15 protein-coding genes are annotated in these 18,102 nt (G+C 64.3%); 9 read left to right on the top strand and 6 right to left on the bottom strand.

The window, feature by feature from the left end:
- Window positions 1-104: 104 nt before the first annotated feature.
- Window positions 105-1,091 (top strand): tRNA dihydrouridine synthase DusB, encoded by a 987-nt coding sequence (gene dusB / locus ISP20_RS16415; protein WP_204637184.1) that lies wholly within the window; start codon window positions 105-107, stop codon window positions 1,089-1,091.
- A gap of 44 nt (window positions 1,092-1,135) precedes the next feature.
- Here the strand turns inward: dusB and ISP20_RS16420 are convergent, their stop codons facing one another.
- Window positions 1,136-2,026 (bottom strand): CsgG/HfaB family protein, encoded by an 891-nt coding sequence (locus ISP20_RS16420; protein ID WP_239535978.1) that lies wholly within the window; start codon window positions 2,024-2,026, stop codon window positions 1,136-1,138.
- Window positions 2,027-2,315: 289 nt separating this feature from the next.
- On the opposite strand from ISP20_RS16420, the gene ISP20_RS16425 reads away from it, so the two are divergent.
- Together ISP20_RS16425 and ISP20_RS16430 are read left to right on the top strand one after the other, a co-directional pair.
- A complete protein-coding gene (locus ISP20_RS16425) occupies window positions 2,316-3,239 on the top strand; it encodes an alpha/beta hydrolase (RefSeq protein ID WP_204637387.1) in 924 nt (307 codons plus the stop codon).
- 76 nt (window positions 3,240-3,315) lie between these two features.
- Window positions 3,316-4,146 carry a class I SAM-dependent methyltransferase gene (locus ISP20_RS16430; RefSeq protein ID WP_425490841.1) on the top strand — a complete coding sequence of 277 codons (831 nt, stop codon included), beginning with the start codon at window positions 3,316-3,318 and terminating at the stop codon, window positions 4,144-4,146.
- Here the strand turns inward: ISP20_RS16430 and ISP20_RS16435 are convergent.
- On the bottom strand, window positions 4,140-4,835 hold the full coding sequence (locus ISP20_RS16435; protein ID WP_204637186.1) for an SGNH/GDSL hydrolase family protein: 696 nt from the start codon (window positions 4,833-4,835) through the stop codon (window positions 4,140-4,142). The two genes, ISP20_RS16430 and ISP20_RS16435, sit on opposite strands and share 7 nt — an antisense overlap.
- Before the next feature lie 210 nt (window positions 4,836-5,045).
- Between ISP20_RS16435 and ISP20_RS16440 the strand changes: the two genes are divergently transcribed.
- Both ISP20_RS16440 and metK read left to right on the top strand, forming a co-directional pair.
- Complete coding sequence (locus tag ISP20_RS16440) at window positions 5,046-6,869, top strand: FAD-binding oxidoreductase (protein WP_204637187.1); 1,824 nt, start codon at window positions 5,046-5,048, stop codon at window positions 6,867-6,869.
- 266 nt (window positions 6,870-7,135) lie between these two features.
- Window positions 7,136-8,335: a methionine adenosyltransferase gene (gene metK, locus ISP20_RS16445; RefSeq protein WP_204637188.1), complete on the top strand. Its 1,200-nt coding sequence runs from the start codon at window positions 7,136-7,138 to the stop codon at window positions 8,333-8,335.
- A gap of 78 nt (window positions 8,336-8,413) precedes the next feature.
- On the opposite strand, the gene ISP20_RS16450 is transcribed toward metK, so the two are convergent.
- Window positions 8,414-8,998, bottom strand: a complete 585-nt coding sequence (locus ISP20_RS16450) for a sugar O-acetyltransferase (protein WP_204637189.1) — start codon at window positions 8,996-8,998, stop codon at window positions 8,414-8,416.
- Window positions 8,999-9,157: 159 nt separating this feature from the next.
- A complete protein-coding gene (locus tag ISP20_RS16455; RefSeq protein WP_239535982.1) occupies window positions 9,158-14,704 on the bottom strand; it encodes a putative Ig domain-containing protein in 5,547 nt (1,848 codons plus the stop codon).
- A gap of 302 nt (window positions 14,705-15,006) precedes the next feature.
- Here ISP20_RS16455 and ISP20_RS16460 point away from each other — a divergent pair, with 302 nt between their 5' ends.
- Genes ISP20_RS16460 through ISP20_RS16475 form a run of 4 tightly spaced genes read left to right on the top strand, consistent with a single transcriptional unit; the run spans window position 15,007 to window position 17,181 of the window.
- Window positions 15,007-15,513, top strand: coding sequence for a phage tail protein (locus ISP20_RS16460; RefSeq protein WP_204637190.1), 507 nt, complete (start codon window positions 15,007-15,009; stop codon window positions 15,511-15,513).
- A gap of 15 nt (window positions 15,514-15,528) precedes the next feature.
- Complete coding sequence (locus tag ISP20_RS16465) at window positions 15,529-16,056, top strand: phage tail protein (protein WP_204637191.1); 528 nt, start codon at window positions 15,529-15,531, stop codon at window positions 16,054-16,056.
- 34 nt (window positions 16,057-16,090) lie between these two features.
- Window positions 16,091-16,624 carry a phage tail protein gene (locus ISP20_RS16470; RefSeq protein WP_204637192.1) on the top strand — a complete coding sequence of 178 codons (534 nt, stop codon included), beginning with the start codon at window positions 16,091-16,093 and terminating at the stop codon, window positions 16,622-16,624.
- 2 nt (window positions 16,625-16,626) lie between these two features.
- Window positions 16,627-17,181 (top strand): GNAT family N-acetyltransferase, encoded by a 555-nt coding sequence (locus tag ISP20_RS16475; RefSeq protein ID WP_204637193.1) that lies wholly within the window; start codon window positions 16,627-16,629, stop codon window positions 17,179-17,181.
- On the opposite strand, the gene ISP20_RS16480 is transcribed toward ISP20_RS16475, so the two are convergent.
- Window positions 17,174-17,467: a DUF6916 family protein gene (locus ISP20_RS16480; protein WP_204637389.1), complete on the bottom strand. Its 294-nt coding sequence runs from the start codon at window positions 17,465-17,467 to the stop codon at window positions 17,174-17,176. The two genes, ISP20_RS16475 and ISP20_RS16480, sit on opposite strands and share 8 nt — an antisense overlap.
- A 102-nt stretch (window positions 17,468-17,569) precedes the next feature.
- Window positions 17,570-18,100, bottom strand: coding sequence for a DUF3455 domain-containing protein (locus tag ISP20_RS16485; protein WP_204637194.1), 531 nt, complete (start codon window positions 18,098-18,100; stop codon window positions 17,570-17,572).
- Between the last annotated feature and the right edge of the window lie 2 nt (window positions 18,101-18,102).

Here is an 18,102-nt window from a genome sequence, read left to right on the forward strand (position 1 = left end):
CTACGAAGCGGTGAATTGAAGTGTGGCTGTCGCGCACGAGTGCGCTCCCACAAGGGTTTTCCAGCCTGGATACACTGGATTTTCCGGCCGGGTACAATAGCCGGATGCAGATCGGCCCCTACCGCATCGACCCGCCCGTGGTGCTCGCGCCCATGGCCGGGGTCACCGACAAGCCTTTTCGCCTGCTGTGCAAACGGCTGGGCGCGGGCTTGGCCGTGTCGGAAATGACCAACGCCGATCCCCGCCTGTGGCGGACGCGCAAGTCGCTGCAGCGAATGGATCACGAGGGCGAGCCCGAGCCCGTCAGCGTGCAGATCGCCGGCTACGACCCCAGCATGCTGGCCGAAGCGGCGCGCTACAACGCGGACAACGGCGCCCAGATCATCGACATCAACATGGGTTGCCCGGCCAAGAAGGTCTGCAATGTGTGGTCCGGTTCCGCGCTGCTGCAGGACGAGCCGCTGGTGGCGCGCATCGTCAAAGCCGTGGTCGATGCGGTCGACATCCCGGTGACGCTGAAGATCCGCACCGGCTGGGATCGGCAGAACAAGAACGCGCTGACCATCGCGAAGATCGCCGAAGACGCCGGCATTGCCGCGCTCGCCGTGCATGGCCGTACGCGCGCCGACAAATACGAAGGCGAAGCGGAGTACGACACCATCGCTGCCGTCAAGGCCAGCGTGCGCATACCCGTGCTCGCCAATGGCGATGTGCTGACGCCGCAACAGGCGAAGCATGTGCTCGACGTCACCGGCGCCGACGCCGTGATGGTGGGCCGCGGTGCGCAGGGACGGCCGTGGATTTTCCGCGAGATCGCCCACTACCTCGCCACCGGCGAGAGCCTGCCCGAGCCGACGGCGGCCGAGGTATGCGAGATCCTGCTGCATCACCTGGAACATCTGTACGCGTTCTACGGCGAATTGCAGGGCGTGCGCATCGCACGCAAACATCTGGGCTGGTATGCCAAGGACCGGCCGGAAAACGCCGCGTTCCGCAACGTGGTCAATCGCGCGGAAAATGCCCAGGATCAGCTGCGCCTGACGCGCGAGTATTTCGCCAGCCTGCACGACGGCGTGCGGCTCGCCGCCTGAGCAACGATATCCGGGCCGCCAATCGACGGCCCGGATGACTCAACTCAGTGCGACAGCTGCAGCAGGGTGGACGACACCCAACCCTTGTTGCCCAGTTCGTCTTCCACTTCCCACATGGTGCCCTGCTTGTTGCCGGTGGGATAAAGCATCATGCCCGGATCGAGCGTGCGCACCGCCGAGCCGCCGGTGGCGCTGGCCAGCAGATGACCCGGCTTGAGCATGGTCACGGCCTGCTGCGCGCCCGCCTGCGAAGCGTTCGATGGCAACGAACCCAACTGCGCCACCATCTTGTTGTACGCCTGCAGGTAGGCCATGGTGACGACCTGGCCGATCTCGGTGTTGGCGTATCCGCCCACGCCCGCACCGCCCACGCCACTGGCGCCCCATAGCGCGCCGCCACTGCTGAAACCGATGTCGTTCTTCTTGGCGCTGCCATCGGCCGTGGCCACCTGTTCGGACGAGCGCACGTCGGTCAGGGTCAGCACCACGTCGGCGGTCTTGCTGGAAATGCTGAGGTTGCCGGCGAGGCGCCCCACCTTGCTGCCGCCGAGCAGGCCGCCGAGCACGCTGCCCACCGAGGTGCCGCCGGCATCCTTGTTGCTGGAGATCAGGTCCGGGACGAGCACATAGTCGGCCGCCTTGATCTGCCCCTTGCCCACGTTGGAACGCACACGCAGGTCGCCGTTGGCGGCCAGGTCGCGCTCCTGCTGCGCCATGGCCATGCCGGCACCGCGATCGACCAGGGTGAAGCAGCCCGACTTGGCCACGAATACCTTGATCAGCTTGGTCGGCGACGGCAGCTGGCGCTCGCTCCACCAGTCCACGCCGCGCTCGGGTTCTTCTACCGCCAGCGTGCCCAGCTTGGTCGCGCAGGTGGGGATCTGCGTCATCTGCGCGGCGCGTTGATCCTGGGCGCTTTCCGCATGGACGGACATGCCGGCCGCCATGATCAGCGCAAAACTCCATGCTCCGCCCCTGATGGCGGTTCTCTTGCAACGATCCATTTGCCCTTCCTTACGTGATTGAAACTGCTGCAAACGCTCGCGCGCGAGCGCCCCTGTAAACTTAAGAAAGGTCTCAATCACGAAGCGACGGATATAGCGGCGAACATCGCAGAATCTTGTAGGCCAATTCCTACTGAGCGTAAAAATGTCGGGGAAAGGCCGCAAACCCTTGCGCAACGCCAGCCGGCATGATGGCCGCCAGCTTGCTACCGTCACCTTCATGCCCCTACCCATTTTTCGTCGCCCATGGCTATCGCGGATAACCGGCACCCTGCTACTGAGCGGGCTCGCACTGTTGCTCGCCGGATGCGAGGCGACGCTGTTCGCCGGGCTCAACGCCACCAATGCGCGCAAGGACATCGTCGAACAGCACGGCATCGTGTTCGACGCGACACACACGTTGGCATTGGACGTCTATGCGCCCACTCACGCGGAGCACGCACCCATCGTGGTCTTCTTCTACGGCGGCACCTGGGTACGCGGCGAACGCGCCTGGTATCGCTTCGTGGGCACGACGCTGGCTGCGCATGGCGTCATCACGGTGATTCCCGATTACCGCAAATACCCGCAGGTGAAACTCGATGGCTTCATGCAGGATGCCGCCGAGGCCGTCGCCTGGACGCACGCACACGCGGCAGAGATCGGCGGCTCACCCGACGATGTCTTCGTGATGGGGCACTCGGCCGGTGGCCAGATCGCCGCCCTGCTGGCGACGGACCCGCAATGGCTGGGCGGCCACGGCTTGAAGCCGACGGAGCTGGCCGGCTTCATCGGTCTCGCCGGCTGCTACGACTTCGTACCCGTGCCGCAGGACGATCCGATCATGCTTGGCGTCTTCGGCAGCACGGTCGAGCAACAGCGTCGCGGGCAGCCGGTCAGCTACGTGCACGGCGCCGAGCCGCCGATGCTGTTGCTGCAAGGCACCGACGACGGCGAAGTGGAACCGTCGAACGCGATCTCGCTCTACCGGGCCACGCAGGCTGTGCATGGTGACAGCACGTTGCGCACCTATCCCGGCGTGGGGCATGAAGCGTTGCTGTTCAGCCTGTCGCGGCCGCTGCGTGGCGGTGCGCCGGCGCTGGGCGACATCCTCGCCTTCATTGCGGCGCATCCGCACGCCAAAGCTGCCACACACGCTCCCTGAGCGCGCTGCGACACTTTCCCTCCACAAGCGTCGGCGTAGCGTTGCAGATCCACGTTCCCAGCGAGCGGATGCCGTCGTGAACAGCATCGTCACCGGTGAGTTTCCCTATATCCACGGCTTTTCGTCGGACGAGCAATCGCGCCTGATCCGTCAGGCGCGCATGTTCGAGACCACGCTGTTCAGCCGCATCGACTACAGCGAGGCTTCGCGTCTGCTCGAAGTCGGTTGCGGCGTGGGTGCGCAGACGGAAATCCTGCTGCGGCGCTTTCCGCATCTTGAAGTGACTGGCGTGGATCGCTCCGGGGCGCAGTTGGAAGCGGCCGAACGCCATCTGGCCCAGTCCGCCTGGTGCACGTCGCGCTACACGCTGCAGCAGGCCGATGCTACCGATCTGCCGTTTCCCGATCGAAGCTTCGATGCGGCGTACCTGTGCTGGGTGCTGGAACACATGCCCAGTCCCGCGCGCGTGCTGAGCGAACTGCGCCGCGTGCTCAGCCCCGGCGCGGTGGTGTACGTCACCGAAGTGCTCAACACTTCGTTCTTTCTCGATCCGTATTCACCGCATCTGCTGCGTTACTGGATGGCCTTCAACGACTACCAGTACGACAGCGGCGGCGATCCGTTCATCGGCGCCAAGTTGGGCAACCTGCTGCTGGCCGGCGGCTATCGCGATGTGCAGACCGAGGTGAAGAGTTTCCACCTCGACAATCGCCAGCCCGGCAAGCGCAAACAGATGATGGCGTTCTGGGAAGAACTGCTGCTCTCGGCGGCCGACCAGCTGGTGGCCACCGGCAAGGTCGACACCGCGACGGTCGAGGGCATGCGCAGCGAATTGCAGGCGGTGCGCAACGATCCGAACGCGGTGTTCTTTTTCGCCTTCGTGCAGGCGCGGGCGTTGGTTTACTGAGCCGGCTTGGCGACGAAGCCGTAGCCGGCCAGCACGGGTTTCAACGCGGCGATCCACAGCGCGTAACCGGTCGGCTGCATGTGCAGGCCGTCGGGGCGGAACAGTTCGGGACGCGGCTTGCCTTGCGCATCGACCATCGCCGGTGCGATGTCGAGGAAACGGATGTTGTTCTGCGTGGCGGCCCAGTCGCGGATCTTGTCGTTGGCGGCCTTCATGGTCGGCCACAGCGCGAGGCGCGCGATGCTGGGCTTGATCGAGATGTAGACGATGGGCACGGCGGGAACGCCCTGGCGCGCACGCGCCACGAACTGCTGGAACGAAGCGAGCACTTGCTCGGGCGTGGCGCCGTCGTTGACGTCGTTGTCGCCGGCATACATCACGATCAGCTTGGGCTGGTAAGGCCACACGATCTGCTTGGCGTAATAGGTGGAGTCGGGCAGCGCCGAACCGCCGAAGCCGCGGTTGATCACGGGGATGCCCGGAAAATCCTGCGCCAGCGACTTCCAGAACTGGATCGACGAGCTGCCGATGAACAGAACCCCGTGCTGGGCCGGCGGATGCTGGTGGTCGGCGGCCACGAAGGCGGCGATGTCGGCCTGCCAATGCGAGGGTGGCTGGCTGTCGGCATGGGCAAACGCCGAGGCAACCAGGGACGCTGCGAGAAAGATCAGTCCGGTCAATCGCTTCATGCAACTTCTCCTGCGGGGGGCGGGAGTTCGATTATGGATGTCTCGACAGGTATGTCTAGCCAATGGCACGCATGTTCGAGAGCAGAGTCGACGCCTGGCGCGATCACCGCGGACCCGCCATTCGTCCCAGCAGCGGCACCATTCGTCACTTCATGCTTGTCGGCTCGTCGGGCGGGCGCAGAGTGGCGTCATTCCCATCGGAGTACGCCCATGCATCGTCGCGATCTGCTCAAGGCCGCCCTTGCCCTGCCCTTGCTGCCCTGGGCGATGTCGCCCACTGTCGCCGGCGCCCGTCAGGCGCTCAGTGCGGTGGGCACGTGGCACTCGCGGGTGCGTCCGGGCCAACCGGGTTGGCCGACATCGGCGCAATGGGACGAACTGAGCCATGCGGTCGGCGGCCGGCTGCAACGTCTGCAGTCGCCATTCGAACACTGCGGCACCGGCGATGCGGCCTGCCAGGAGGCGCTGAAGCAGGTGCGCAATCCCTACTACCTGGGCGATACCCCATCGCTCACCCAGACCAGCGGTTGGGCCGATGCTTGGACCTCGCGCCCCAGCGTCTATGCCGTGGCAGCGGAGAACACCAGCGACGTGGTGGCCGCGGTGAACTTCGCCCGCAAACACCATCTGCGGCTGGTGGTGAAAGGCGGCGGGCACAGCTACCAGGGCACCTCGGATGCGCCCGACTCGCTGCTGATCTGGACGCGCCACATGAACCAGATCGCGCTGCATGACGCCTTTGTTCCGCAAGGTTGCGAAGGGCCTGCACGGCCGGCTGTCACGGTGGAAGCCGGTGCGATGTGGGTGGACGCATACAACGCCGTCACCACCAAAGCGGGCCGCTACGTGCAGGGTGGCGGCTGCATGACGGTGGGTGTCGCCGGCCTGGTGCAGAGCGGCGGCTTCGGCAGTTTTTCCAAGCGTTTCGGTACGGCCAGCGGCAATCTGCTGGAAGCCGAGGTAGTCACGGCCGACGGCAAGGTCCACACGGTGAACGCCTGCCGCGAACCGGAGCTGTTCTGGGCCATCAAGGGTGGCGGCGGGGGCAGTCTTGGCGTGGTGACCAGGCTGACCCTGCTGACGCACGATCTGCCGGACACCTTCGGCGCCGTGTTCGGCAGCGTGCAGGCCGATTCGGATCAGGCCTATCGCGCACTCCTGGCGCAGACCATGCGCTTCTACCGCGATGCACTGTTCAACCCGCACTGGGGCGAGCAGCTGACGTTCCATGGCGACAACACGCTGCATCTGTCGATGGTGTTCCAGGGCTTGAGCAAGCAGGAAGCGGAGCAGGTGTGGGCGCCGTTCTTCGCCTGGATCAAGGCCCGCAACGCGTATCGCTTCAAGAACGAGGTGCAGGTGATCGCCATGCCCGCCCGGCACTTCTGGGATGCGGAGTTCTTTCGCCAGCACGCGCCGCAACTGATCGTTGCCGACAGCCGTCCCGATGCGCCGCCTGACCGTGTGCTGTGGGCCGGCGACGAGGGACAGGTCGGCCAGTTCATCCACGGCTACCGCTCCGCCTGGCTGCCGCAGTCGCTGCTCGACGAACGCCGGCTCGACGCGCTCGCCGAGGCGATGTTCCAGGCCACGCGTCACTGGGGCTTCTCGCTGCATTTCAACAAGGGACTTGCCGGTGCGCCCGCCGATGCCATCGCCCGTTCGCGCGACACCGCCATGAATCCCGGTGCGATGGATGCATTCGCCCTGGCCATCACCGGCAGCGAGAGCAAGCCTGCCTTTCCGGGCATGCCCGGCAACACACCCAATCTCGAGCGGGCCCGCCAGGACAAACAAGGCAACGACCAGTGCATGGACGCCCTGCTGACGGTCGCGCCCGGCGCCGGCTCCTATGTCTCGGAAAGCGACTATTTCGAACGCGACTGGCAAACCTCGTTCTGGGGCGGCAATTACCCGCGGCTGGCCGCCGCCAAGCGCCGGTACGACCCGGAAGGCCTGTTCTTCGTGCGCCACGGCGTGGGCAGCGAGGGCTGGAGCGACGACGGCTTCACGCGTCTGAAGCCGCCTGTTTGAGGCCCGCCGGCAAGGCCCCGGCTGACACCCGGCCGGGGCCTATGCGACACCCTTGGAGTATTCTGGCCGCTTGCGCCGCCGCCCTTTGGGCGGTTTTGGCGTCTCCGGGGCACCCCGGAAAAGGGCCGCAAAGCCGTCCAAATGGCTGAATCGGCATGAAATCGTCATGTGCGGCCGCCAAGCTGAGGCTGCAAACCCGGGGTAGGCCGTGTATCATGCGCCACCCTCTTTCATCTCTTCATCCGTAAGGAAGGATATAACCCGCGATGAGCAACTTCCTCTTCACCTCCGAGTCGGTCTCTGAAGGCCATCCGGACAAAGTCGCCGACCAGATCTCCGATGCCGTCCTCGATGCGATCATCGCGCAGGATCCGCGTGCGCGCGTGGCCTGCGAAACGATGGTGAAGACGGGCGTGGCGATCGTCGCCGGCGAGATCACCACCAGCGCCTGGATCGACCTGGAAGCGCTGACCCGCAAGGTCATCGTCGACATCGGCTACGACTCTTCGGAAGTCGGCTTCGACGGCGAGACCTGCGGCGTGCTGAACCTGATCGGCAAGCAGTCGCCCGACATCAACCAGGGCGTGGATCGCAAGAAGCCGGAAGAACAGGGCGCTGGCGACCAGGGCCTGATGTTCGGCTACGCGACCAACGAGACCAAGGATTACATGCCGGCTGCGATCTACTACTCGCACCGCCTGGTCGAGCAGCAGGCCAAGGTCCGCAAGAAGAAGAATTCGCCGCTGCCGTGGCTGCGTCCGGACGCCAAGAGCCAGGTCACCCTGCGTTACGAAGACGGTGTCGCCACCGCCATCGACGCCGTGGTGCTGTCGACCCAGCACGATCCGAGCGTGAAGCAGAAGGATCTGATCGAGGCCGTGCGCGAGCACATCCTCAAGCCCGTGCTGCCGGCCAAGCTGCTGCACAAGGGCACCAAGTTCCACATCAACCCGACCGGCAAGTTCGTGATCGGCGGCCCGGTGGGCGATTGCGGCCTGACCGGCCGCAAGATCATCGTCGACACCTACGGCGGCTGGGCCCGTCACGGTGGTGGCGCGTTCTCGGGCAAGGATCCGTCGAAGGTGGACCGTTCGGCCGCCTACGCTGCGCGTTATGTCGCCAAGAACATCGTGGCTGCCGGCATCGCCGACCGTTGCGAAGTGCAGGTGAGCTACGCCATCGGCGTGGCCGAGCCGACCTCGATCTCGGTGACGACCTTCGGCACCGGCAAGATCAGCGACGAGAAGATCGAGAAGCTGATCCGCAAGCACTTCGACCTGCGCCCGTACGGCATCATCAAGATGCTCGACCTGGTGCACCCGATGTACCAGCAGACCGCCAGCTACGGTCACTTCGGCCGCACCCCGTACGAAGTGAAGGGTCCGGACGGCAAGACCTACACCGCGTTCTCGTGGGAAAAGACCGATAAGGCCGAAGCGCTGCGCGCCGATGCCAAGCTGAAGTAAGCCACGCTTGCTTTGCCAAGAAAACGGGCCGCGAAAGCGGCCCGTTTTCGTTTGGGTGCGCGCTGCGCTCCCGAGGGCTTACCCGGCCCCATCCTGCGCGGACGCGCAGCCATCGACCAAACGAATGAAGCGCGCTGGATTTCCTCCGACGAGGCTGTTCGGGGGAACGTCCCTGGTGACCACCGAGCCCGCAGCGACCACCGAGTTCTCCCCCACCGTGACCCCGCCGATGATCGTTGCTCCGGCGGCGATCCACACATTCCGCTCGATCACGATGCGCTTTCCGAACGTGACGGAACGACGCTGTGCGGGATCCAGCGGGTGGCCCGATGTGATGATGCTCACGTTAGGTCCGATCATCACATCGTCCGCGATGTGGAGGCCGCCGAGATCGTAGAAGGTGCAGTTCTGGTTTATGAAGACATTCCGGCCGACGCGAATCTCCTCGCCGCCGCTGGTGTAGAACGGCGGGATCAACAGGAAGCTGTTGTCGACGGGCTGGCCGATGAGTTCGGAGAACAAGGCCCGCACTTCATCGGCATCGTCGAAGGTCAAACGGTTGAGTGCAGTGGTGATCATCCCCGCGCGTTTGACCGCGGCCACCATCTTCGCCGATTCCGGCGTTCTCCTGTGGATGACCTTGGTGCGATCGTCGTTCGTCATTCGGCGCTTCCGTATCCATGCCAGCCACAGCCTGGATTGAAACACGAACGCGCTCGCCGCCGGAACGCATTCCGGAACCTGCGTCTTGCCGGTCGCCTGGCTTCCGGCGTTTGTCGCCAGTCATGCTGCCATGGCGGCAGCATGACTCGCACTTGCCGCTTACGGATCGAACTTCTTTTCCACGCCGAGCAGGATGGACTGGTTGCCGCTGCTCGTGTTGTCCAGGTAGTTCTGGTACTCCATGCGCAACAACCAGCCGCGCAACGACTGCAGCGCGACGCCGACGCCAAGCATGGTGTGGTTGCGCGACTGGTTGGTCAGCGATGTCTGGTACAGCGGACCGTTGAGCAGGTCGGCGTAGCGCATGGTCACCAGGTTCGAGCCCTGCATGTCATGCCCGAACTCCGCGCGCGCCTGCGGCGACCACACGCCGTAGTCTTCCTTGAAGGTCCACTGCGCCAGCAGGCCCAGCGTGCCGGTGCTGGTTTTCACCGTCTGGCCCTGGTACGCCAGCGAGTACACCGAGTCGCCATTTTCCGTATAGCCGTCCAGATGCGCGCGGGCGATATCGAGGCGGCCGTAGGGAGTGAGCATCATGTCGTCGGTCTGGTGCTCGTAACCGACCGAGACCGAGCCGAACAGCTGCGTGCCATCGCGGTTGCCATGCACGGTGTTGCCGTCATCGGTGACGTAACGGCGCGCATCGAACTGCAGCCACTGGTAACCCGCCAGTGCGTCGACATAGACCGAGTTGGCCGGGTGATAGCTGGCATAGAACGCCACGTTGTAGCTGTCGAGCGCGCTGCGGCTGCCGTTCTTGCCGACATCGGACACGTCGTGGCCGTAGCCCACGCCGAAGCCCGCCGCGAAGTCCCGGCTGAAGGCCTTGTCGATGCCCATGCTCAGGCCGGACGTGGTGAAGTCGATGCCGTTGTCGCTGGTGCCGGTCTGCATCTTGCCGAAGTTGACGGCACCACCCGTCCACACCGCGATGCCACCAGGCAGTCCGCCACCCTGCAACGTGGTGGCCGGCGGCGCCTGCGGCGTGTCGCCTGCATCGGGCTGGACGCGGTAACGATTCATGCCCTGCTGCTCACCCAACTCCGACAGCGACTGCGGATTGCGCAGGCTGCTCGCCGAGGTCATGGTGATGCCATTGCTGAAGCCGCTGGCATTGGTACCGCCGTGCAGGCTCTCCAGGCGCTGCTGGAAGTTGCTGATCTGGCCCGTGGCCATGCGGCGTGCCGCATCGGCCTGCGCATCGAGCACGCCGATCACTTCGGCGTTCTTCGACGGATCGCTGCGCGGTGTCACCGCCACGTTGATCGTGCCCGGCGCCGATTCGGCAAAGGCATTGCTGAGCGTATAGCTGAGCTGCGCCGATCCGCTGAAGCCTGCCGCCGCCGTGAAGGACAGCGCGTAGCCGCTGGCATTGGATTGGATGGTCGCCGAACCGGCGTTCGACGGCGAGATCGACACCAGCTTCGCCCCGGTGAAGGGACCGCCGTGCGCGGTGGCCGTCAGATCCACCTGCACCGTCCTGCCGGCGATCACGGTAGAGCTCAAGTTCGGCGCCACCGGCATTGGATTGACGTTGAGCGTGACGTGCGCCGGCTTGGATGCACCGAACGGATTGCTCACGGTGTAATCGAAGCCGAGCGTTCCCGATGCATCGACAGCCGCGGTGTAGACGATGTCCGTACCCTGCACCACCGCCGTACCCGAGGCAGGTGCCGTGGTGACAGCCGCGCTGACGAACGGTCCATTGGTCGCACCCGCCACCGCATGGATGGTCACGGTCTTGCCCGCCAGCAGCGTGACGGACTGTGGCGCTGCGACCGGCACGGCACCCGGAATCACCGTGACGGTCACCGTCGCCGGCGCCGACGTGCCGCCTGGGCCGGTGGCCGTGTAGTTGAGCGTGTCGGTGCCAAAGTAATTGGCCGCCGGCGTGTACACCACGTTCAAGCCGTTCACCGTCGCCGTGCCATGCGATGGCTGCTGAGTGACGGTAATACTGGTGATCGGGCCGGTGTCGTTGGCGGTCACTGGGATGGTGGACGAACCGTTCGCGTTGGCGCTCGCCGTATCGTTCACCGCGATCGGCACCGGCTGCGCGATGGCGATGGTGTACGCCTGCGAGCCCTGGAAAGCGAAACGGTCCGTCACCGTCACGGTGACGTTGAACGAACCCGCTGCCGTCGGAGAACCGGACAGCACGCCTGCAGGACTCAAGCTCAAGCCAGCCGGCAGTGCGCCACTGGTCAACGCATACGTATACGGCGCATTACCACCCGAAGCCGAGAGCGTCGTCGAGGTGTAGGCCACTCCTACCTTGCCTTGCGGCAAAGTGGTCGGCGTGAGCGCGATGCCTGGCGCACTGACCGTGATCTGATAGGTCTTGTCAGCGGTCTGCGTGGCCGCGTCGACAACGTGCAGGGTGACGCTATACGTGCCCGCGCTGGTGGGCGTACCCGACAGCACGCCTGCCGGCGAGAACGTCAGACCCGTGGGCAGACTGCCACCGGTGAGACTGAAGGTGTACGGCGCTGCGCCACCGACAGCAGTGATCGTCTGCGAATACGGCGAACCGCCAGTCACAGCGCTCAGCGGCGACGCCGTAACAAACGATACCGCGCCACCCGGCACCACGATCGCGAACGACTGCTGCACCTGCGACGCGGCAAGGAAGGCAGGGTTGCCGGCTTGGTTGGCATTGACCGTGCACGTACCCGGTGCAAGCGTCGTCAGTATGCCGCCTGCAGTAACCGTACATACCGCGGTGGTGGCGGAAGTAAACGTTACGGGCAGGCCCGAGGTCGCCGTGGCCGTCAGCGTCGGCGTCGTACCGAAATTCTGCGCGCCCGGATTGGCGAAACTGATGGTCTGCGTACCTTGCGGCGTCACGCTGTTTGACGCGCCCGACGCAGCGCCGGTGATGGAACCATTCGTCGCCGTAACGGTAAAGGTGTAAGCCGTGCCGTTGGTCAATCCGGTCACCGTGATCGGAGCGTTGGCGCCGGTGCCGGTAAGTCCACCGGGGTTGGACGTCACCGTATAAGTGCTGATCGCCGCGCCACCGGTGTTTGCCGGCGCGGTGAACGACACGCTGGCCTGCGTGTTGCCCGCCGTGGCGGTGCCGATGGTCGGCGCGCCGGGCGCGACTGCCGCTACGGCGAAGACCTGCGTGACCTGAGTCGCGGCGCTGAAGGTGCCGTTACCTGCCTGGTCGGCATGGATGCTGCAACTGCCCGCCGTGACGAAGGTCAGTGCGCCACCGCTGGTGATCGTACACACGCCGGTGGATGACGAAGTGAACGTCACCGGCAAGCCGGACGTGCTGCTCGCTGTCAGCGTCGGTGTGGTGCCGAAGTTCTGCGTGCCGGGATTGCTGAAGGTGATGGTCTGGCCGCCCCTCGGCGTCACGGCGTTCGACGCCGCCGATGGCGCACCGGGGCCCACCACATTGGTGGCGGTCACAGTGAAGGTATACGCGGTGCCGTTGGTCAATCCGGTCACGGCGATCGGGCTGCTCGCGCCCGAGCCGGTGAGCCCGCCGGGGCTGGAGGTGACCGTGTAGCCGGTGATCGGCGCGCCACCGGTGTTTGCCGGCGCCGTGAAACTCACGGAAGCCTGGGTATCGCCAGCCGTTGCGCTGACGCCGGTCGGCGCGTCGGACGCGATGGCCGCGACATGCACCGTGTAGTTCCCCGTGCCGGTGAAACTCTGTGCGTCGGTGGCCGTGACGGTGAAGCTGAAGTCACCCGCCGTAGTGGGCGTGCCCGATAGCGTGCCGCTAGGCGCCAAGGTCAGGCCGGGAGGCAGCACGCCAGCGGTGACGGAGAGGCTATAGGGACCCATGCCACCGGAAGCGGACATCGACTGGGAATACGCCGTGCCCACCGTGGCGTTGGCCAGGCTGGACGGCGACACCGTGATGGTCGGCGCGGCGATCGTCAGCGTGAGTGGAATCGCGGTGGTATAGGGAGTGCTCGGACCGGTGGTGGAGTCGCTCACGTTGATGGTGATGTTGAACGTACCTGCCTGCGTCGGCGTGCCGCTCAACAAGCCACTGGACGACAAGGTCACGCCCGCCGGCAAACCGCTCGCGCTCGGGAAGATGTACGGCGCGGTGCCGTTCGTTGGCGTGAATTGCTGGGAGTAGCCGCTGTTGACCGCGCCGTTCGGCAGAGTGGCAGGCGTGATCGTGACGACCGGCTTATCGACGACCAGTGTGACGTTGGCAGGCGTCGAGGAGACCGGCCCGGTGCCGGTGGAGCTGTCCTTCGCCGTGACCTGCACCGTGAACGTACCCTGGACGGTCGGTGTGCCGCTGATGGTGCCGTTGGCGGCCAAAGTCAGGCCCGCAGGCAAGGTGCCCGCAGACACCGTGTAGGTGTAGGGCGTCGCGCCACCGCTGGCACCTGCGATGGATTGGTTGTACGCCGCGCCTGCCCTGGGATGCGGCGGCTGAGTCGGCGCGTACATGATGGTTGGCTGACTCACCGTGACCGTCACCGTGCCTACCGGCGAGGACGTGCCCGCGCCATTGGTTGCCGTGTAGGTAAACGAATCATTCCCTACGTAACCCGCGGTAGGCGTATAGGTGATCGACGTGCCACTGGCCGTGGCCGTGCCGTGCGTAGCCTGCGTGCCCACCGCCACCGACGTGGCAGTCGCGCCGGTGATGTTCAGCGTCACGGGATTGTTGGTGCTGTTGTAGGCGACCGTCGCCGACACCGGGCCGGTGGTGGGCGGCAGGTTCAATACCGTCAACGTAACCGGCACCACCTTGAAGTAATGGGTAGAGCTGCCGTCGGTGACCAGGACCGAAAAGTTGTACGGACCCAGCGACGTAGGTGTGCCGCTGAGCGTGCCATCCGCCGCCAAGTTGATGCCTGGCGGCAAGGTACCGCTGCTGTACGCGAAGGTGAAAGGCGCAAGCGCCCCCGATGCCTGCAACTGGTAGTTGTATGGACTATTGATCCCCGCATTCTGTGGCGTGGCCACCGAGATGCCCGACGAAGGATTGGGCACCACCGCCGTATACGACTTCGGACCCGACACGCCTGCGCCGTCGGTGGCCGTGATGGTGAACGAATACGACCCCGCCTGGTTCGGCGTACCGCTGATGGTGTTGCCGCTCAGGCTCAGGCCCGAGGGCAAGGAGCCGCCCGTCAACGCGTACGTGTAGGTACCGTTTCCGCCAGAGGCGCTCAACACCTGAGTGAAGCTGGTACCCACTTGCAGCGTGGGAAACGAAGCTGGACTGATACTGATCTGGCTGGCGGATGCGGCAATGTTCACGACGATGGTGAATGGCTCGCCCAGGGAATCTTCCACCACGAACGAGTCGGTAGTGGCGGCCGACTGTGAGCCATTGTTCGTATACGTGACGACACCCGACAGCGTGTTCACGCTAACCGTGCCGTATTGCGGATTGGTGGTGCCCGCATGCGGGTACGGATTCAGACCGAGCCCATCGCATTGATCGCCGATATTGATCGCAATCGACGTGTTCGCCACCATCGGCGACGTCGACGGCGTGGTGTTGGAGACGTCCGGCACGGTGATGGTGCCGCAGGCGGCGCGCGCGGCATCCGGCATCAGCCCGAGCAAGGCCATCACCAACAGCCAGCTGAAAACACTACGCGACAACGACAAAAGGCGCGCCACGGCGCGCTGCATCGGCAAGCGATGAGACATGATTCCCCCGACTCCCTGTTCTACGCGCACAGCAATGACGCGTGCTGCACTCGCGCTCAACGTCAAATCATTCGAACTGCTACGGCTTTATTCCCAAGCCGCCCCTGTGAAGCAGTGAAGCATCGCCTTCGCTTAAACAGCGCTGCGATTTTTTGCAATCAGCGTCGACCTATAAATGCTTACGTTATCGACTTGAATATTGTGAGCTTCGTCACGGGTTACTTGTCAAGGTTCTCTGACTAAGAGACAGTAGATTGGTGCAGCCACAGGATGCGCTCGCACACTCACCAGGGGGATTTCCAATGACCGATGTTTTCGTGGGGCAAGTCATGCTCGCTCCGTTTGCGTTTGCGCCAAGAACCTTTGCGCAGTGCGACGGCGCCCTCATGGCCATCAATCAAAACCAAGCGCTTTTTTCGTTGCTTGGCACCGTCTATGGCGGCGACGGCCAGACCACATTTCAACTACCCGATCTGCGCGGACGTACGCCTTATGGCATAGGCAACAACTACACCCTGGGCCAGCTCGGCGGCCAGGAAGCGGTGACCCTGCAGACCAACCAGATTCCGTCGCACGTGCACACCGCCGGCTACAGCACGCAGAATGGTGCCGTGCGCAACCCGGCCAATGCACTCTACGGCAATACCGGTGCCACCTCGATTTACGCGGCAGCCACCGGTTCGCAGGTGACGCTCAACGCCAACACCGCCGGTGCCACCGGGCAAGGCGTACCGCATTCCAATCTTCAGCCGTTTTCGGTACTGAATTTCTGCATCGCGCTGAGCGGCATCTACCCGCCGCGCCCCTGAGTCGGAGATCGACACATGCAACCTTACCTTGGCGAAATTCGCCTGCTGCCGTTCAACTTTGCACCGGTGGGCTGGCAGGACTGCGATGGCAGCTTGCTGTCCATCGCGGAAAACGAAGCGCTGTACGTCTTGCTCGGCACCACCTACGGCGGTGATGGAGTCAGCACGTTCGCCGTACCCGACCTGCGCGGCCGCTTGCCCATTCATCGCGGCACGGGTCGAGGGCTTAGTTCTTACGTACTAGGCCAAATAGCCGGCACGGAAGCGGTCACCCTGATCTCGGGGAACCTGCCCGCGCACACGCATACGGTACAGGCCACCAGCGCCCCCGCCAGCACGGGCGCTCCATCGGGCACGGCTGAGCTGGGCACCATCAGCGGCGACACGATGTACACCAGCGACATTACCGGCCTGACCGCACACCCTGCGGCCACAAGCATGCTCAGTACGGCGGGTGGCAACCAGGCGCACGACAACACGATGCCGACGCTCGCCGTTCGCTTTTGCATTGCGCTGGCAGGCGTCTTCCCCAGTCAGTCGTAACGGCGCGTCGCCATCACTTTCAGGACAACGCATCATGAGCAATAACTTTCTCGGCGAAATCCAGCTCTTTGCCTTCGGCTTCAATCCGGCCAATTGGGCGCCGTGCAACGGCCAGCTCCTTCCCATCTCGCAAAACACCGCGCTGTTTTCCCTGCTTGGCACCAATTTCGGCGGCGATGGCAAAACCACCTTCGGTTTGCCGAACTTCCAAGGCTCGGCAGCCTGTGGCGTGGGTAGCGGTCCGGGCTTAACGGAACGAGTCATCGGTGAGACCTTCGGTTCCGAGACCGTCACCCTGAATCCCCTGGAAATACCGACCCATACGCACCCATTCAACGCCTACAACCAGACCGACACGTCCAAGCGCCAAAGCGCGCCGGCGACCGGCAGTGCGCTGACGTTGCCGGCTGAAATCACCCCGTACATAGGCGGCACCTCGCCAACGGGTTCATTTGCCATGCAGATGGTGCAACCCGCCGGTGGCTCGCTGCCGCATGAAAACCGGCAGCCCTTCCTGGCGATGAATTTCTGCATCGCCTTGTCGGGACAGTTTCCGCAGCGGCCGTAAGCATGGAGGCGCAGGGCTTTCCCGAGCCAGCGCTTCCGCCTTGGCTGGACCTGCCCGGACGCATCGCGTCCGGGCTCCAGCTCAGGCTGGCGCGCGCTGACGACCTACCCTTTCTGCGTGAGCTGTACGCCTCCTCGCGTGCCGCCGAACTGGCATGCATGCCATGGCCGGAGCAGGCCAAGCGCGCGTTCTGCGACAGCCAGTTCGATCTGCAGCACCGTCACTATCTGAGCTACACGATGCCCGGCGCATTCACCGTGGTGATGCGCGATGATCGAGCGGTGGGACGCTTGTACCTGCAATGGACGCCTACCGAATTGCACATCGTCGATATCCTGTTGCTGCCGGACGCACAGGGACAAGGCATCGGTTCGACGCTGCTGCGCTGGTTGCAATCGTTGCTGCCGCAAGCCGGCGTGGCGTCACTCGCGTTGCAAGTGCTGCAGCACAATACCGCGGCGCACCAGCTTTATCGGCGCCTTGGTTTCCAAGCCCGTGAAATCCACGGCATGCATGTGAGCATGGCCTGGACGCCGCCGAACGCCTCGCTCAGTTGAACAAGGCCTGATAGATAAAGCCGTCGCGATCGCGGGCAATCGGCACCAGAAAGATGCCGAACTCGCCGAGACTGTCGTGCCGTATGCTGTAAATGCGCTGCGGGAATACCACCGCCGCTTCGTTGCGAAACAGCAGGGAAAACGGTTCGCGTACCATCCCTGCCGTCGGACGATAAGGAAGCGGCCGCGCTTCCACCAGCACAAACGACGTGCTGATCTGATCGATGTCGACCTTGAACGTTTCGTTGAGGTGACCGGCGAAATGGCTCAATTGAAAGAACTGCATGACATCCCCCTGACCGGCGAGCATGCCCGAGCCGTGGACGGCTTTCAACACACGCTCGCCCGCGGCCCGAGGCTGATTGCAAAGTATTGAGCCGTCCGAACGTCAGTGCGATTTCGCGTAGAACACATAGGTCGCGGTATAGGGAACGCCCACCGTTGTTCCCTCGCGTACCGGTGGCGTGGCCGGTGCGGCTCCGCCGCTGGTCGAGACGCGCTGGACGTACCCTATCTTGCTCAAGAGGCCCGGCATCGAGTCGGCCGTCACTTTGATCAGCAACCATGGAATATCGGTAGCGGCCTGTTTTGCAGGAACCGTGGCGACCGGCGTATTCGTGTCGCGCACGATCTTGCTGCCGTCGGCCGCTTCCCATGATGGGCCGGCATAGTGATGGATCGCTTGCGCGGGAGCGCTCAATTCCGCCAGGGGCGCCTCGAAGGTCCACTTCGGCACCGCCCCGTTTTCCGCCGTGCTCTTGTAGATCTGCACGCCGCTGGCCTTGGCAGTGAACGCAACGGTGTAGCCGGCGGGAGGCTGCAGCGCGCTTGGCACAGCCTCTTGTGCGTGCGATGCATGGATACCCACGATGGAACATAGCGCGGCCGCCAACCAGCCGATTCGAGTTTTTGCGAGCATGT

Origin of the sequence: Dyella kyungheensis, assembly GCF_016905005.1 — a bacterium.
GTDB classification, from domain to species: domain Bacteria; phylum Pseudomonadota; class Gammaproteobacteria; order Xanthomonadales; family Rhodanobacteraceae; genus Dyella; species Dyella kyungheensis.

Excerpts from the sequence above, each read along its gene's own strand:
- dusB (WP_204637184.1), top strand. The coding sequence starts at position 105 with ATGCAGATCGGCCCCTACCGCATCGACCCGCCCGTGGTGCTCGCGCCC.
- ISP20_RS16455 (WP_239535982.1), bottom strand. The coding sequence starts at position 14,704 with ATGTCTCATCGCTTGCCGATGCAGCGCGCCGTGGCGCGCCTTTTGTCG.
- ISP20_RS16475 (WP_204637193.1), top strand. The coding sequence starts at position 16,627 with ATGGAGGCGCAGGGCTTTCCCGAGCCAGCGCTTCCGCCTTGGCTGGAC.
- ISP20_RS16420 (WP_239535978.1), bottom strand. The coding sequence starts at position 2,026 with ATGTCCGTCCATGCGGAAAGCGCCCAGGATCAACGCGCCGCGCAGATG.
- ISP20_RS16465 (WP_204637191.1), top strand. The coding sequence starts at position 15,529 with ATGCAACCTTACCTTGGCGAAATTCGCCTGCTGCCGTTCAACTTTGCA.
- ISP20_RS16480 (WP_204637389.1), bottom strand. The coding sequence starts at position 17,467 with ATGCAGTTCTTTCAATTGAGCCATTTCGCCGGTCACCTCAACGAAACG.
- metK (WP_204637188.1), top strand. The coding sequence starts at position 7,136 with ATGAGCAACTTCCTCTTCACCTCCGAGTCGGTCTCTGAAGGCCATCCG.
- ISP20_RS16450 (WP_204637189.1), bottom strand. The coding sequence starts at position 8,998 with ATGACGAACGACGATCGCACCAAGGTCATCCACAGGAGAACGCCGGAA.
- ISP20_RS16440 (WP_204637187.1), top strand. The coding sequence starts at position 5,046 with ATGCATCGTCGCGATCTGCTCAAGGCCGCCCTTGCCCTGCCCTTGCTG.
- ISP20_RS16460 (WP_204637190.1), top strand. The coding sequence starts at position 15,007 with ATGACCGATGTTTTCGTGGGGCAAGTCATGCTCGCTCCGTTTGCGTTT.
- ISP20_RS16435 (WP_204637186.1), bottom strand. The coding sequence starts at position 4,835 with ATGAAGCGATTGACCGGACTGATCTTTCTCGCAGCGTCCCTGGTTGCC.
- ISP20_RS16485 (WP_204637194.1), bottom strand. The coding sequence starts at position 18,100 with ATGCTCGCAAAAACTCGAATCGGCTGGTTGGCGGCCGCGCTATGTTCC.
- ISP20_RS16470 (WP_204637192.1), top strand. The coding sequence starts at position 16,091 with ATGAGCAATAACTTTCTCGGCGAAATCCAGCTCTTTGCCTTCGGCTTC.
- ISP20_RS16425 (WP_204637387.1), top strand. The coding sequence starts at position 2,316 with ATGCCCCTACCCATTTTTCGTCGCCCATGGCTATCGCGGATAACCGGC.